Annotated in this window: 12 protein-coding genes; 6 read left to right on the top strand and 6 right to left on the bottom strand. The window is 62.3% G+C overall.

The window, feature by feature from the left end:
* Window positions 1-133 precede the first annotated feature (133 nt).
* The 6 genes from J2858_RS22120 (at window position 134) to J2858_RS22095 (ending at window position 6,690) form a co-directional block, all read left to right on the top strand.
* Complete coding sequence (locus tag J2858_RS22120) at window positions 134-2,059, top strand: BTAD domain-containing putative transcriptional regulator (protein WP_245366995.1); 1,926 nt, start codon at window positions 134-136, stop codon at window positions 2,057-2,059.
* 9 nt (window positions 2,060-2,068) lie between these two features.
* Window positions 2,069-2,500 (top strand): hypothetical protein, encoded by a 432-nt coding sequence (locus J2858_RS22115; RefSeq protein WP_210107031.1) that lies wholly within the window; start codon window positions 2,069-2,071, stop codon window positions 2,498-2,500.
* A 3-nt stretch (window positions 2,501-2,503) separates the two neighbouring features.
* Window positions 2,504-3,721, top strand: a complete 1,218-nt coding sequence (locus J2858_RS22110; RefSeq protein WP_348635516.1) for a YcaO-like family protein — start codon at window positions 2,504-2,506, stop codon at window positions 3,719-3,721.
* Entirely contained in the window at window positions 3,718-4,434 is a 717-nt protein-coding gene (locus J2858_RS22105) for a TfuA-like protein (protein ID WP_210107030.1), read from the top strand. Before J2858_RS22110 ends, J2858_RS22105 begins: the two co-directional genes overlap by 4 nt.
* Window positions 4,434-5,564, top strand: coding sequence for a hypothetical protein (locus J2858_RS22100; protein ID WP_210107029.1), 1,131 nt, complete (start codon window positions 4,434-4,436; stop codon window positions 5,562-5,564). The genes J2858_RS22105 and J2858_RS22100 overlap by 1 nt, the downstream gene beginning before the upstream one ends.
* A 163-nt stretch (window positions 5,565-5,727) precedes the next feature.
* Entirely contained in the window at window positions 5,728-6,690 is a 963-nt protein-coding gene (locus J2858_RS22095; protein ID WP_210107028.1) for a GGDEF domain-containing protein, read from the top strand.
* Window positions 6,691-6,741: 51 nt separating this feature from the next.
* Here the strand turns inward: J2858_RS22095 and J2858_RS22090 are convergent, their stop codons facing one another.
* The 6 genes from J2858_RS22090 to J2858_RS22065 all read right to left on the bottom strand — a co-directional run bounded on the left by J2858_RS22090 (window position 6,742) and on the right by J2858_RS22065 (window position 15,609).
* Window positions 6,742-8,775: a putative bifunctional diguanylate cyclase/phosphodiesterase gene (locus tag J2858_RS22090; RefSeq protein ID WP_210107027.1), complete on the bottom strand. Its 2,034-nt coding sequence runs from the start codon at window positions 8,773-8,775 to the stop codon at window positions 6,742-6,744.
* A 350-nt stretch (window positions 8,776-9,125) separates the two neighbouring features.
* Entirely contained in the window at window positions 9,126-10,199 is a 1,074-nt protein-coding gene (locus J2858_RS22085; protein WP_210107026.1) for an ABC transporter ATP-binding protein, read from the bottom strand.
* Window positions 10,200-10,215: 16 nt separating this feature from the next.
* Complete coding sequence (locus J2858_RS22080) at window positions 10,216-12,459, bottom strand: glycoside hydrolase family 2 protein (RefSeq protein WP_210107025.1); 2,244 nt, start codon at window positions 12,457-12,459, stop codon at window positions 10,216-10,218.
* 11 nt (window positions 12,460-12,470) lie between these two features.
* Window positions 12,471-13,307 (bottom strand): carbohydrate ABC transporter permease, encoded by an 837-nt coding sequence (locus J2858_RS22075; RefSeq protein WP_432443389.1) that lies wholly within the window; start codon window positions 13,305-13,307, stop codon window positions 12,471-12,473.
* Window positions 13,304-14,206, bottom strand: coding sequence for a carbohydrate ABC transporter permease (locus tag J2858_RS22070; protein ID WP_210107071.1), 903 nt, complete (start codon window positions 14,204-14,206; stop codon window positions 13,304-13,306). Before J2858_RS22070 ends, J2858_RS22075 begins: the two co-directional genes overlap by 4 nt.
* A 134-nt stretch (window positions 14,207-14,340) precedes the next feature.
* Window positions 14,341-15,609: an ABC transporter substrate-binding protein gene (locus J2858_RS22065; protein WP_210107024.1), complete on the bottom strand. Its 1,269-nt coding sequence runs from the start codon at window positions 15,607-15,609 to the stop codon at window positions 14,341-14,343.
* Between the last annotated feature and the right edge of the window lie 71 nt (window positions 15,610-15,680).

Raw genomic sequence — 15,680 nt, 5'->3', positions numbered from 1 at the left:
GGCGGGCTCCCCTGCTATTTAACTTCGGGAGAATCATGCGACAAACGGCGTCACACCGGCGTCAAATACGGGGCATTATCTCGTTCGATGTCGCGGGAGTGGCGAAATGTCGGCAACCACGAGGGGTGGGTTCTTGAACGGCGACGAAGGCAAACCATTCATCCGGCTGTTCGGGACGCCGCGCTGCGAGACCGAGGGGCAGGCATTTTTTCCCGCAAAGGGGTTTGTCCTGGTTGCAGCGCTTCTGCTTTCTCCCGGCTTCTTTCTGACCCGGCAGGCAGCGGCGGCCCTCTTGTGGGAAGAGGCGGATCAGAAGCGGGCGCTTGGAAATCTGCGGCAACTGCTGTCGCGGCTGCAGCCGCTGGCAACGGCGGACGGGGCGTTCGTCACCGGCACGCCGACGGGGCTCAGCGCCGGCGTGCTGGCGCAAAAATCCGATCTGGCCTTCTTCCTCTCGGCGCTGAGATCGGAGGATGTCGGCTTGCGCCTGCAGGCGCTCTGCAGCGTGGATGGCGAACTGCTGGCCGGGCTTGAGGAGAACCAGGAGCAATTTTACCTCTGGCTGGTCTCGGAGCGACAGCGGCTGAAGGACCTGTTCTTTTCCGCCCTGGGCTCGGCGCTCGAAGATCTCACCCGCTTCGGGGGGGCGAAGACCACGGCTATTGCGGCCCTTGCCGATGTCGCGCTGAGACTGGAGCCGGAGCGGGAGGAGACGTTTCGCGCCCTGATGGCGGCCTATGCGCGCGCCGGCGACATTGCCGCGAGCGACCGGATCTTTCAGATGCTCACCCGGCAATTGCAGCTGGAAGGGCGAAACCCGGAACCGGCAACGCTTGCGCTGCAGCGGCGAAACCGAAGCTATGCCGCACCGGCCGCCGAGGAAAAACCGGCAGCCGCGCCGGAAAAGGCGGTGCGCAAGCCCCGCGTGGCTTTCCTGCCGCCGGTCACACTGCAGGCCGGCACCGCCTCCTTTCCCATCGCCCATGCCTTTGTCGAGGATGTCGCAAACAGTCTGGTGCGCTATCGTACATTTACCGTGCTTGCGCCGCACAGCAGCTTTGCTTCTGCCGAGGATGCCTCGGGTAGGCTCTACCAATCCCTGCGCGCCGATTACCGCGTCCGTTCCACCCTTATCGAGCCGACGCGCCTGTCGATATCGCTGATCGAAGAGGAGACGGCGGAGGTGGTCTGGGCACTGGAAGTGGCGCTGGATGCCGAGCAGGTGCATGCCGCCTTTCGCCTTCTGTCGAAACAGATTGCCGCAGCGCTTGCCGAACAGATCGAGCGTTTGCAGGTGGATCCGTTTCGCGCCCATGATGCCAATGCCTATCAGCGGCTGCTGGCCGGCCAGCATCTGTTGCGCGGCAAGTGCGACCTGCCGTCGCTGCGGCGCGCCCGGGCGGAATTTCGCAGGGCCGTGGAGCTCGATGGACGCATGGCAACGGCGCGCGCCCGCATCGCTCAGACCCTGCAACTGGAATGGCTGATGCTGGGCGGCGGCGATCCGCATCTTCTTCACCGGGCAAAGGCCGAGGCGGAAGCCTCGCTCGACATCGATCCGGCTTCCGGCATGGGTCACTGGATGTGCGCCGTCGTTGCCCTTTACCGGCGCGATTTCGACACATCCGCCCAGCGTTTTTTCGAGGCCGAAGCGCTTGCCCCCAACTCCGCCGACCTGCTCCTGCAGCACGCCGATGCGCTCGCGCATTTCGGCCAGCCGGACGCCGCCTGGCCCCGCTTCCAGCAGGCCATCGACCTCAACCCGATCGCCCCCGACATCTATTGGTGGGCGGGCGCCAGCATTGCGTTCAAGCGGGAAGCCTATGGCGAGGCGGTTCAGCTGTGCCGGCGCATGGAAAATGACGAGCCAGCCCTGCGGGTGCTGACGGCAAGCCTGGCTCTCAATGGAGATCTTGAGGCGGCACGCCAGTGCGGCTTGCGGCTTCAGGACATGTACCCGGGCATGAGTGCAAGGGACATCAGCGGGTTATCGCCGAACCGCGATCCCGCAATCAATGAACGATTTTATCACGCCTTCCGAACGGCAGGCCTTCCTTAAGGAGAACACATGACCAGCTCCAAACTCTATATCATCGGTAAAAAGGGCGACGGCGTCATTTTCTTACGCACCGAGCCGCTGCGCGTGGCGCAGGTTTCGCATCAGACCATCGTGGATTATGAAACAAGCCATCCGGGCGTCGATGGCTATGCCCGCATTGCCGCTGCCGCCAAAGGCATGCTGGCAAGCCAGGATGGCCAGGCCGAAACGTCGCTGGATCAGGTGCAGATCCAGGGTGTTGAAGCCTTGATTGCGGGCGGCGCCGTCATCTCCGAAGCTGATTTTGCTTTGGTCGGCACTGTCGTCGATACCGGGTGGGACACCAACCGCGACATTCGCCTGCCGATCGAAAACCCGCTGATGGCCGTTGGCCCGAGCGGTGCGACCACTGGCGACCTCTTCGACGCCATCCTGTCCGACACGCCAAACACCACGCCGTGATCCGTGCCGACTGAGCGGACACCCGTTGCCGAACTGAATGCCAACGGCGCGCCCGATCTGTCCGCCACGCTTCTGGATGATCCCGAACTGCTCAGGCGGTTCGGGATTACCCGGGTCGGGGATGTGACGGATCTGGACGTGATCGGCGTGCCGGTATGGTTTGCGGTGCGGCCCAATTCCCGGGGTCTTTCGGTGGCGCAGGGCAAGGGCTTGAGCGTGCGGCAGGCAAAGCTGTCGGCCGTGATGGAGGCGATCGAGGGGGCGGTGGCTGAAGAGACCGGGCGTCATATTGCCGAGCAGGGCACGCCCGAGGCACTTGTCGCGCGCGGCCTCTGCCCGATGCCGTTGGAGCGCATGGCCCGCATCACCCATGATCATTTCGATGCAGGCCGTGCTCGCGCCTGGGTCAAGGGATTTTCCGCGCGTGACAATCGGCCGGTCTATGCGCCCTATGAACTGGTCGGCATGGATTTTCGCGCCGATTTTCCCTGGGATCGCCAGGCCTTCCAGATGACATCGCACGGGCTGGCGGCCGGTTTTGACGAAGACCGCGTCGTCCTGCATGCGCTGCTGGAACTGGTGGAGCATGATGCCTGCGTGCTGATCGACACGTTCGAAAGCCGTGCGCTCGGCATGCGGCCCTTGTCCGTTTCACCGGGTCAGTTCCAGCCTCTCGACGACCTGCTGGCGCGGCTTGAGAGCCAGAAACTTCAGGTGGGCTTCTTCGACCTCACCGGCGCAACCGGCGTGCCGGTCATTCTGGCCGGCATCGAGCGGCCGCTGATGTCGGACGATGGCCCCGGTCAGCGCCATTCCGCCGGCATTGCTTGCCGGCTTGACCCGCTGGAGGCCGCCCTTGCCGCCCTTCTGGAAGCGATCCAGTCACGCCTCACCGATATCAGCGGTGCGCGCGACGATCTGTCGCCGGAACGCTACCGGCCGGATTTTTCGGCCCGTTTCAGCAATGTCGCGCCAGCCGGAAAAGGGGTCGGGTTCCCGCCAAAGCTTGATCTTTCAGCCGGTGGCGGGCAGGGCCCGGTGTGGCGACGGCTCGCCAGACACCTGTTTGATGTCGGCATTCGCGATCTCTACGTCTTTCCGCTGGATACCGGCACACCCGGCATCCATGTCGCAAGAGTGCTTGCGGATGGACTTTCGGCCGGCAATGCGGGCCTCAACCGGCTTTCCCTGAATACGCTCAGCGGGTTTTTGAAATCGTGACGTGCCATACGGTGGTGTTTGCCGGGCCTTCGATACATGGCCTTGATCTTTCCTCCTTTGCGGGGCTTGTCTTTCGCGGGTCTTCGGCCTGCGGCGATCTTTTGTCGGCCGTGCACGATGGCGCGCAGGTGATCGGTCTGATCGACGGGCTCTATGGCGATTGCGCCGCCGTCTGGCACAAGGAAATCCTGTTTGCCCTGTCGAAGGGCGTTGCAGTCATCGGCGCGGCCAGCATGGGGGCGCTGCGCGCTGCCGAATGCGAAGCCTTCGGCATGACCGGCATCGGCAGGGTTTTTGAAGACTACCGCGATGGCCGCCGCGTCAGCGATGCGGATGTGGCGCTGTCACATGCCCCTGCCGATCTCGCCTACCGGCCGCTGACCCTTGCCCTCGTGGACGCCCAAGCCACCATCGACAGGCTTGCGGACACCCTTGGCGAAGACGATCACGCACGGCTGATGGCCGCCGCATGCCGGCTGCATTTTTCAAGGCGCACCTGGCGCGCCATTGCCCGGGAAGGCGGTTTTGCGATGGAGATGGCCGACCGGCTTGCGGGGAACGCCTTTTCGGTCAAACAGGCGGATGCGGTCGCCTTGCTGAACCTCCTTCAGGACGGGACCCTTTGTGCCCCGCCCGCCGGCACCTGGCGGTTTCAGCACACGTTGTTCTTCCGCAGCCTTCTCTCGCGCCAACAAAGTGGGAGCCGTACCTGATGTCACAGGTGCCGCCAGCCCGCCTGCTTGCCGATTGTGGCGGTTTGATCGAAAAGCTGGGCATTTCCCTCCCTTCCGCCTTCTTCGGTGGGGAGAGCTTTGATCGCTGGAGCCGGCCTTTGGCTCCGATCGGCAATCTCATCGCGGCGTTTCCGGCTGGGATCGCGCTTTTTCTGGTCGTGGATCGCCAGCGGCTTGCAGAGGCGGAGCGGTGGTTGGCGACACTGCCTCTTGCGGTGTCGGTGACGCTGGTGCCGCTCGATATGCCGGAAAGCGCGCGCCAGAGCCCCTGGATGCAGGATCTCTTTCATGTGCGCGACCATGCGGGTAACCACCTGTCGGGAGGCGAAATCTTAAGCCGTGCCGGCACGGCCATTGGCCCGACCCTTGCCCGCTCTCTCGGCTGGAAGAGCGTTTCGGTGACGCTGGACCTTGATGGCGGAAACCAGCTGGTGGGCGAGAATTTTCGGATCGTCGGCGCGGCAAGCCTCGAGCGCAACGGGCTTTCAAGCCCCCCGCCGGAGAGTGCTGCACCGGCCGACCTTGGTCTCCTCGAAACGCTGGACGATCGGCCCGTCCACCTGTTCGGCTACCGGGCGGCGGGCGGCGGGCGGCTGCACCAGCCGGGTTTTCATGTGGACCAGTTCGTCTCGGTAACCGGCCTTTCGCAGAACGCCCGTCCGCTGCTTCTGGTGGCCGAGCCATGCCTTGAAGGTGGCGGTGAAAGCCGGCTGGTCGAACAGGCGCGGAGTCAGCTCGATGCCTCTGCCGTCTCTCTGGAGCGCCAGGGCTTTGCCGTCATCCGCAACCCGGTGCCCTTTGCCGTGACGCCGGATAGCGGCAAGAGACTGGCGCGGCTTTACAACAATGTCCTCCTTGAAAACGTGGTGCGCAAGGGGCGGGAAAAGCCGCTCGTCTGGCTGCCGCACTTTGGTGATATCGAGGCGCTGTCCGCTTACGACGAGGCCAACCGGCATCTCTGGCAGGATCTTGGCTTCGAGGTGATCGGTGTTTCCGGCTGGAGCCATCTCGCCAGCCGCAACGGCGCCCTGCGCTGCAGCGCAAAAGTGCTGCAAAGGCTGAAGACAGGGTCATCGTCATCCCTTCCAGACGGCGCGACTGCGGTGTGACGCCCGCGTGACGCCTGCCATGTTCTTCTCTTCTCGAAGCAGCAGATCACGCCTCCAGGATCTGCTCCTTCAAACGGGGTGGCACCGTTCCAACCTTGCTCACGCGCCAAGAGCCGCAGGCTCCCTGGTGCGGTGGTAAAGGAACGGCAGGTCGGAGAAGAGCATGATGCACGTGATGGAGACCACAGATCTGCAGGTGGAGCCCAACCGTCGGGAACTTCGCACGGTTCTCGATGCGGCGCCGATTGCGCTCTTCTGGGCCTCGCTGAAGGATTTCAATGTCCGTTCCGCCAATCATGCCTTCACCGATAAGTTCGGCACTCTGGATGGCTGCTTCACGTCGGTGGAGCAATGGCTGGATGCAGCCTGCTGCCATCCGGAGCAGCGCCATCGCGCGCGGATCCTCTGGCAAAACCTGCGCAACGGTAACAGCCTAGGCAATGCGGCAAGCTCCGGCATCGAGCTTGATCTGCGCTGCGCCGATGGCACGATCGTCACCACGCTCCACCGTGGCACGGTCGACCGTTACGAGGGCATCGCGATTGCGACGTTCGAAGACATCTCCCAGTGCAAGGCTGTGGAACATGCCCTTCGGCGTATCGCGCTGGAGGATCCGCTGACCGAGCTTGCCAACCGGCGGGCACTGAGCGATCGCTGGCATTTCGAGCTGCGCTGGCATGAAAGCCATCCGTCCCTGTCCATCGCCGTCCTGCTGATCGACCTCGACCGGTTCAAATCGATCAACGACAAGTTTGGTCACGATGCCGGCGACGAGGTACTGAAGACGGTTGCAACGCGCCTGCGGGCGGTCGTGCCGCCAACGGGCATCATCTCTCGGCTGGGGGGCGACGAATTCGCGGTTTTGCTGCCGGGGCTCACCTCAGGCGCCGAGGCCGAGCTGGTGTCTCGGCGCATCTGCAGTGCACTTTCGCAGCCCTTCACTTGGGAGGCGAAGCAGCTATCCGTCGGGGCAAGCCTTGGTATCAGCTGTTACCCTCAGGATGCCGGCGATCTGCAGACCCTGATGCGCTATGCCGATCAGGCGCTTTACCGGCGCAAGAAGACAGGCGAGGGCGGATGGGCCTGGTTCCGCGGGGCCTTCTCCGGAAGCCGGAACCCGGCCTGACGCCGGCTCAACGCCTGTCAGGCAGCAGTTTCGGCGTGTCGCTATACGCCATCAGGCGCTTTTCGACTGCGGGGGACGTGCGAGGGCCGGGCTTGGTCTTCCGAAGAAATAGCCCTGCAGATAGTCGATGCCGAGCGCTTCGAGCTCAGCCACCTGCTGTGCTGTCTCGACACCTTCCGCCACGATGGCAATCCCGAGCTTTCGGGCAATGAGAGCGGTTCCCTCGATGATGGCGTGGCCATGGCTGTCGAGCGCCTGGACGAAAGACCTGTCGATCTTCAGCGCCTGCACCGGCATTTCATGCAGGCGTGACAGCGACGAATAGCCGGTGCCGAAATCGTCGATATGGATTTCGACGCCATAAAGATGCAGTTCAAGCAGGACTGCCTTGATGATCGACTGCCGGCGCGTATCGAAAATGGATTCCGTCACCTCCAGAACGAGATCCTCCGGCCGCGCCTGATGGCGCTCCAGCGTGGAGCGGACTACCTCGAAAAAGCCCGGGGCGATCAACTGGCGAAGCGACACGTTGACAGCAAGGCGGCGCGGACCATCAGGATCGGCCGTTCGGGCGATCTCGCGCAGCGCTGTGTCCAGCACAAAGGCGCCAATCGTTACGATCTCGCCCGTATCTTCGGCAATCGGAATGAATTCGTCGGGACTGACCAGACCGTAATCCGGATTGTTCCAGCGCAGCAGCACCTCATGGCTATGCACCGCATGGGAACCCGCCTGAACCACCGGCTGGAACACCACCGAAAACTCACGATTGGCAATGGCCTGCTTGAGGGCCTGGACAAGGGCCAGATTGCGCTCCTGCTCGGCCAGCAGCGTCTTGCGGTAGATCTGGGTAACGCCGCGCCCCTTGCGCTTGGCATCGCCGGCGGCGAGATCGGCACAGTGAATGGCGTCCGTTACTCGGAGGCGGTCGCTGCCGGTCGCGGCGACGCCGGCGCTGAAGCCTACCTGCAGCTGGCGCCCGGCAACAGCAATCGGCTCCTCCACCGCCGCGCGCATGCGGTCCACCAGCGTGCAGCTCCAGTCTTCCGGACGCTCCTGCGGTGTGCGGACAATGGCCACGAACTCGTCGCCACCCCAACGGCCCAGGGCGCCATGGGCCCCAAGTGCCCGATCCAGCCGCCTTGCCACTTCCACCAGCACGATATCACCAACCGTATGGCCCAGGCCGTCATTGATCTGCTTGAAACGGTCGAGATCGATGAAGATCGCCGCAAAGCCGGCCGACGCACTGACGCTTTCCTCCTGCTCGGCGCACCATTGCATCAGGCCGCTGCGGTTGAGAACGCGGGTCAGAGGATCCTGCGCCGCCAGTTCCTTCAATTCCGCCGTGCGCTGGCGCACCCGTGCTTCCAGAGTGGCGTTGAGGTTTTCCAAAAGGCTGCGTTCAGCCTCAAGCTTCTCGACGAGATCATTGTTGCGAAACTGCAGCTCGAAACTCTGTCTGAGAACCTGATGATTGTTGCGGTGTGCAATCAGCATCACGATGGTGAAGATGACGCCCAAGACCGCCATCAGGTGTTCCGGCTCCCTGGCAAGGGCAAGGGCGAGTGAGCCCTGAAGCAGCATCACCGAAATATAGATGCGGCCGATCACCCGTTGCGACGCCAGAATGCCGGTTGCGCCGGCCGCAAGTGCCGGAATGATGACAAGCGCCGCATGCCGGCTTTCCTCATGTCCCGCAAGCACGGTCGAGGCCGTGATGATCCCCCACAGACCGGCTGCCGTCAGAAGGCCTGCGGCGTAGAGAAAGAGGTGCGGCCGCAACTGGGCCTGGGTGATGTCGGGCTCGTCCCGAAGGCGCTTGATGACAAAGAAGGAATGCGTCAGCCGCGCCAGCGACAGCACCGATAGCGCCACCAGCCATTGCGCCAGAAAGCTCTCGCTCATCTCCTCGGACGGCCAGATGATCAGGACGAAACCGAAGCCCGCGGCCAGATTGACGGTAATATTGGCGAAGTTGTTGCGAAACGCCAGACGCACAAGGCTGACATAGAGCCACCTCTTGAAAGATCTGGCGTCTTCGGCCTTGTCCAAAAGCTGGTTTTTCGCAAACAGGATGCTCATCGCGCGCGCTTTTCTGCCATCCCTCAGGTCTCCGAAGGTTCTAGCACCGAAGCGCCTGTGCAACCAGACCTTGCTGAGACGACCATCACGATGCAATTGCCTACACATATATATAAGCAAAATACGAAATAAACGGTAAGCGGATAAGCTCTGAATTGCATCATGTTCTATAGTCTATGATGCCGCGCTGGAAGAAGACCGGCGGGAACTTGGCAAGGGCCTCAGGCAAGGCGCGCCGCCGAATGCGGGCAATGAGAGAGCCGTGGTCGGGCCGCGGCCTCTCCGTCATTGCCGTGGAAAGGGCCTTTCCGGCAGATCGCCTCGCGCGTTTGCCGGATGTTCGCGGTTGCCTATTGGATGCGCTTGCCGCTTGCGTCGAACAGCAGCAGATCCCGGCTGTCAAAGGCAAGCGCAACCCGTTCGCCACCCGGCACGGTGACGGACTGGGAGAGCTTTGCGGTGACGAGTTCGCCACTGCCGCGGCCATGGACCAGCGTCTCGCCCCCCAGGTACTCGATCATTTCGACATTGAGCGTCAAGGAGCAGTCACCGTCCGGACGGAAGGCTTCCGGCCGCAACCCTACCGTAACGGGCGTTCCGGGTTGCAGGCGGGTCGCGATCGCTTTCATCGGCAGGATCGTGTCGAATTCATCCAGCCGCACTGCCGGCTGGCCATCCGTGGAGACCGCGACGGCCGGCAGAAAGTTCATTTTCGGCGAGCCGATGAAACCCGCCACGAACCGGTTGTTGGGATCGTTGTAAAGCGTGCGCGGCGATCCCACCTGCTCGACCATGCCGGCGCGCAGGACGACGATCTTGTCGGCCAGCGTCATCGCCTCCACCTGGTCATGGGTCACATAGATCATGGTGGTGCCGAGCTTCTTGTGGAGCTTTGCAATCTCCATGCGCATGTGGACGCGCAGTTCCGCATCGAGATTGGAGAGCGGCTCGTCGAACAGAAATACTTTTGGATGGCGCACGATCGCCCGGCCGATTGCCACCCGCTGGCGCTGACCGCCGGAAAGCTGCCCGGGCTTGCGCTCCAGGAGCGGTTCCAGTTCCAGAATGCGGGCCGCTTGCATCACCTGGGTGTCGATATCGGCCTTGGGAACTCCGGCAAAGCGCAGCGCAAAGCCCATGTTCTGACGCACGGTGAGGTGCGGGTAGAGCGCGTAGGACTGAAAGACCATGGCGATGCCGCGCCGCGACGGATCGGTGTCGTTCATCCGCTCGTCGCCGATGATGAGATCGCCGCCGCTGATATCCTCAAGTCCCGCAATCATGCGCAGCAGCGTGGATTTGCCACAGCCGGAGGGGCCGACGAAGACCGTGAACTCGCCCGGCTGGATGTCGAGATCGACACCCTTGATCACCTCCAGCGATCCGTAGGATTTCCGGATGCCTTGCAACGAGAGCGCGCTCATGCGGTCTTCCTCTTTTTCACACGGCGGACAGCGAAAGGGTGCGCGGCTTAAACCGCGCCGATGACACGGTGACGTCGATTGAACCAACCTCTCCGGTCGATTCCAGCCAGAAACCGGTCGCGCCACCGGTGAGAACCGGATTGGATGGACCAAGCAGCTTTGCCGGGCCCTTTACCGTCACCTGGACCGGCTCGTCGAGGAAGGGAAGCAGATTGCCGGTCTGGTCGAGCGCCCGCACGATCACCCGCACCTGGTCCTTGGTGGCGGCCGGCAGCGTCTGATCGTCCGCCACCACCTCAAGACGCGTCGGCACCGCACCGCCCGACATTTTCACCGTCGCTACGGGCTCGCCATTGCGGTAGCCGATCACTTCGCCATCCTGCCAGGCCATGCCCCAGCTTCCCAGTTCCTCGGCGGAAAAATGCCGGCGGTCGATGATAACCGGCGGATGGGGAAGGTGCGGATAGCTGTCGCGATCCGGTCCGACGCGCTTTCGCAGGTGGCTGCCATAGACGAATTCCACCTCGTCGCAATTCGTCAGCACGATGAGCGGCATGATGCCGCCGATATTGCGTTCGCCGCGCGCCCAGAAGGTCACCGGCTTCAGGATGATCTCCTCTTCCGGGGCGCACTGGCTGGCATAGACAGAGGCGGCAAACTTCGGCTCGCGGAACATGTCCATCACGCCGTGGTGGCAGATGCGATCGCCCGAGCCGAAATCGCGGTGGGTGTTGTAATCGAAGGCGCACCAGCCAATGGCACCCGAGATCGAGGGATCGCCGTACATGGCGTTCAGCACCTGCAGGTGGCGCGTCACATGTTCGGCCTGGCGGGCTTCCTGGTCATGGCGTTTGGTCGGATACATGTGGCCGTTGAACTCGGTCACCATATAGGGAACCCTGGTGGGCAGGCCCGTGCAGGCCTGCTGGTCGCGCAGCGGCGTGCGGGCATGATTGGCGCCCGGCATTTCCTCGCTGCCGAGATAGAAGTCGTTCATCGTATAGACGTCTTCGAGGAATTCGCTGTCGGTGATGAAGCGCACGCCGCCGGTCTGGCGGGTCGGGTCAGTCTCGCGCGCCACCCGGTTGGTCTCGGCGTAGAAATCATGGCTGTCCTGCGACTCGTTGATGCGCACGCCCCAGAGGATGATCGAGGGGTGGTTCCAGTCGCGGGTGATCATGCGCTCGACATTGCGCACCGATTCCGCCTGCCATTCCTTGTCGCCGATATGCTGCCAGCCAGGAATTTCCTCAAACACCAGAAGCCCAATGCGGTCGCAGTGGTCGAGGAACCAGGGCGATTGCGGATAATGCGAGGTGCGCACCAGATTGCACTTCAACTCGTTCTTGACGATTTCCGCATCGTGCTCCTGGGCCCGCCTGCCCATGGCATAGCCCGTATAGGGGAAGGCCTGGTGGCGGTTGAGGCCGCGGATCTTCAGAAGCTTGCCGTTGAGCTTGAAGCCGCTTGCGGTGAATTCTGCCGTGCGGAAGCCGAAGCGGGAGGTGTAACTGTCTTCGCCGGCGTCGCTCTCAAGGCGGGCCTCCGCCGTATAGAGGACCGGATGATCGGGCTCCCACAGCGACAGGCCTTCAAGACCGGTGAAGGTAAAGGTGTGGCGAGCGGCCGCCACATCCAGTGTCTCAGAAGCGATCACGCGCTCGCCGTCCTTCAATGCCACGGTCAGCCGGCCGGCAAGGGCCGCGTCCGACGGATTGGCAAGATCGACACGGACGGTCACGCCCTTCGCGTCGGAGAGCGTCTCCTGCGTCTCGATCTTCAGCTGGCCGATGGAGACAGGCGTCGTCACCTTCAGCCAGGCATCGCGATAGATGCCGGCATAGGTGAGGTAATCGATGCGGCCGCCAAACGGCGGGATGTCCGGGTTCTCGCTGCCGTCGATGCTCACCGTCAAAAGGTTGTCGCCGGGCTTCAGCCGGCCGGTGAGCCGCGCTTCGAAGGGCGTATAGCCATCCTTGTGGGCGATCACGGCCTCGCCGTTCAGGTAGACATGCGCATTGGCCATGGCGCCGTCAAACACCACGGAGACTTCACGCCCGTCGAACTCCGGCTGCCAGGCCAGGATCTTCTGGTAGGTGAAGGGTCGCTGGTAGCTTGCTTCATCGAAATAGTTGAACGGCAGGTCGAGCGCATTGTGCGGCAGGCGAACGGTCTCGCCCTTGGCAAGAGCCGTTTTCGAAGCCTCGTCGAAGCCTTCCGAAAAAATCCAGTTGTCGTTGAAAAGACGGGTCATGCGCATCGCAAACATTCCTATTTCACGGAGCCAAGCATGCCCTGGACGAACTGGCGCTGCATGGCGAAGAAGACGAAAAGGGTGGGAAGGGTGGCAAGGATGGTGCCGACCATCACGGCGCCGTAATCGGGATAATAGGCGGAGGCCAGCGAGGAGACGACGAGCGTGATCGTCTTCGTCTCATTGGATTGAAGCACGATCAGCGGCCACAGGTAGTTGTTCCAGCTGGTCATGAAGACGATGACGAAGGCCGCCGCATAGGTGGAGCGCATCACCGGCACATAGATGAAGAGAAAGATCTGCCATTCCTTCAGACCGTCGATCTTGGCGGCATCGCGCAGCTCGGCGGGAAAGGCTTTGGAGGCCTGGCGGAAGTAGAAGATGATGAAGACCGAGGCGAGCGTCGGCAGCACGATGGCGATATGCGTATCGATGAGCCCGGCGCTTGCCATCATCATGAAGAGCGGGATCATGATCGAGGCGAACGGCACCATCAGCGTCAGCAGGATGACGGAATAGATCCGGTCCCGGAGCCTGGAGCGGAACATCTCGAACCCGTAACCGGCAATTGATGACACGATGATGGTGACGGCGGTGCCGAGGATCGCAATCTTTGCCGAGTTCCACAAAACGACCGGCACGTCCACCTGCGCCACGAAGGAGCGGATATTGTCGAGGAGCGCTGCGCCGGGGGTGACCTTGCCGGTGTTGATATCGGCGGTGATGTTGGTCGCACCGATCAGCATCCAGAAGAAGGGGAAGACGGATAAGAAGGCGGCCAGCGACAGGAGGCCATAGCGCAGGCCGCTGCCGAGGCGGGCCGTGAGGCGGTCGCTCATCAGGCGCTTTGTCATCGCCGCTCCCTCACCGCATAAAATTGCAGGAAGGACAACAGCGCCACCAGCACCACGATCACATAGGAAATCGTCGCCGCATAGCCGAAGTTCGGCATGAAGCGGAAGGTGAGGTTGTAGATATAGAGCGACAGCGTCAGCGTCGCGTTCGAGGGACCACCTTTGCCTTCCGTCAGGCTGTAGACCTCGTCGAACAATTGCAGCGTGCCGATGGTGGAGGTGATCGTGGTAAACAGGATCACCGGCTTCAGCATGGGCACCGTCAGATAGAAGAAGCGCCCCCAGGAGGGGACACCATCGATACGGGCGGCCTCATCGATGGAGCGGTCGATGTTCTGGAGGGCTGCGAGGTAGAAGATCATGTTATAGCCGGTCCAGCGCCATGTGATGGCGGTGATGACGAGAACCTTGGCCCAGAACGGGTCGGTCAGCCAGTTGATCGGCTGGTCCATGACGCCAAGGCCGATCAGGGTGCGGTTGACGATGCCGTCGACGGAAAACATGCTCTTGAACAGAATGGAATAGGCCACCAGCGACGAGACGCAGGGCAGGAAGATCGCCGTGCGGAACAGGCCGGAAAACCGGAGTTTTGGATTGTTGAGCGCATTGGCGATGATCAGCGCCAGGACGATCATGATCGGCACCTGGATGATGAAGAAGGTGATCGTGTTGGTCAGCGCCTTCCAGAAGATCGGATCATTGTAGATCCGCACCAGATTGCCGAAGCCGGTAAACTTCATCATCATGCCGCGGCCGGAATAGACCGACAGCGTCAGCGACTGCACGATCGGATAGAGCAGAAAAATCGCGATCAGCACCAGCGCCGGGCCGATGAACAGCCAGCCGTTGACATCGTAATACCGCTTCAGACCGCCGTGCCTGTTTCGTGCCGTGAAGATCGCCACCTGGGCCTCACCCTGAACGCTTTGCCGTGAAACCGGCCACCCGCTTTGCCCGCAAGTCCTGCGGCAATCCTGCCGCAGGAGAGGGCTGCCGGCTGAATGGCGCCGGCAGGAGAGGCCTGTGAAGGACGTTACTGGATCTGCGTCTTGGCCTGCTCTTCGATGTCCTTCAGCACCGCATCCACCGGCTTTCCGGCAATCAGCGCCTGCAGATTGGCGGTAACGGCATTGTCGAGTTCATTGGTGAAGATGCCGTAGTTGACCGGCGGAACCTTTGCCAGCCAGTCGGCGAAGCGCTGCCAGACCTGCTCGCCGCCGAAGAAGGCATCCGACTGCTGGTAGACTGCGCCGGACCGGGCCGCGGTCAGGGAGCCGACCGCACCGCGATCGGCCAGGATCTTCTGGTAGAAATCGATATCCTTGCCGTAGATTGCGCCGAGGAAATTGATAGCCTCATCCTTTTCCTTGGATTTTGCCAGCACATACCAGCTCGAACCGCCAAGGTTCGATGCATTGGTGGCGCCGGCCATGTCGAGACGCGGAGTGGGGGCGACGCCCCATTTCCCGGCCTGCGCGGCCTGTGCCTTGATCGTGCCGGTAATCCAGACGCCGGTGACGACCGAGGCGACGTCGCCGGATGTGAAGCCCTTGACGAAATCGTTCCAGCCGGTTGCAGGCTTGACGATGCCGGCCTTGACCATCTTGGCCTGGGTATCCAGTGCCCCCTTCAGCGCCGCATTGCCGGTCACGTCCAGTTCGCCGTCGTCGTTGAAGTACCACTTGCCGCCCGACTGCATGATGATGCGCGTCATGCCGCCATCGTTGAGGTCCTCTGTCGTCATCTTCTTGCCGGTCTTGGCCTCGACGGCCTTGCCGATCTCGATGTAGCGGTCCCAGGTGATGTTCTCGAGGTCGGCGGGCTTGAAGCCCGCCTGTTCCAGATAATCCCGGCGATAGAAAAGCCCGGTGACGCCGCTGTCGAAGGGCACGCCGTAGGTCTCGCCTTCCAGCGTCATCAGCTGCACCTTGTAGGGCGCAAAGCCGGAGTAATCGATCTTCTTGGTCATCGGCGCAAAGGCGCCGGGGAAAGACTGCAGATATTTTTGCGCGCCGTAATCCTCGATCAGCACGATGTCCGGCAGCGCATTGCCGGTGCCCGAGGCAAGCCCCGTCTGCAGCTTCTGCTCCACGTCTGCCTTGGCAAAATCGACGATGTTGAACGTCGTGCCCGGATGCGCCTTCGTATAGCGTTCGCCGGCTTCGCGCATGATCGCGACGTTGAAATTCGGGTCCCAGCACCAGATGGTGATTTCACCGGCAAATGCGGGCGCCGCCGCCATGAGGCTTGCGCCAACCCATGCTGCACGCAGGGTCCATGTCTTCAATGGCAATCTGTCCATGTTTTCCTCCCCGAAAACATCAAGCTGATGGCGATCCTCCGCCCGGGCCAGACCTAAGCGGAAAAGAAATC

This window comes from Neorhizobium galegae (assembly GCF_017877135.1).
GTDB lineage: Bacteria > Pseudomonadota > Alphaproteobacteria > Rhizobiales > Rhizobiaceae > Neorhizobium > Neorhizobium galegae_A.
Note: the sequence above shows the minus strand (reverse complement) of the source record. Positions and strands in the feature narration are given on the sequence as shown.

Coding starts and splice junctions, on each gene's coding strand:
- J2858_RS22115 (WP_210107031.1), top strand. CDS start 2,069: ATGACCAGCTCCAAACTCTATATCATCGGTAAAAAGGGCGACGGCGTC.
- J2858_RS22100 (WP_210107029.1), top strand. CDS start 4,434: ATGTCACAGGTGCCGCCAGCCCGCCTGCTTGCCGATTGTGGCGGTTTG.
- J2858_RS22095 (WP_210107028.1), top strand. CDS start 5,728: ATGATGCACGTGATGGAGACCACAGATCTGCAGGTGGAGCCCAACCGT.
- J2858_RS22090 (WP_210107027.1), bottom strand. CDS start 8,775: ATGAGCATCCTGTTTGCGAAAAACCAGCTTTTGGACAAGGCCGAAGAC.
- J2858_RS22085 (WP_210107026.1), bottom strand. CDS start 10,199: ATGAGCGCGCTCTCGTTGCAAGGCATCCGGAAATCCTACGGATCGCTG.
- J2858_RS22080 (WP_210107025.1), bottom strand. CDS start 12,459: ATGCGCATGACCCGTCTTTTCAACGACAACTGGATTTTTTCGGAAGGC.
- J2858_RS22075 (WP_432443389.1), bottom strand. CDS start 13,307: ATGACAAAGCGCCTGATGAGCGACCGCCTCACGGCCCGCCTCGGCAGC.
- J2858_RS22065 (WP_210107024.1), bottom strand. CDS start 15,609: ATGGACAGATTGCCATTGAAGACATGGACCCTGCGTGCAGCATGGGTT.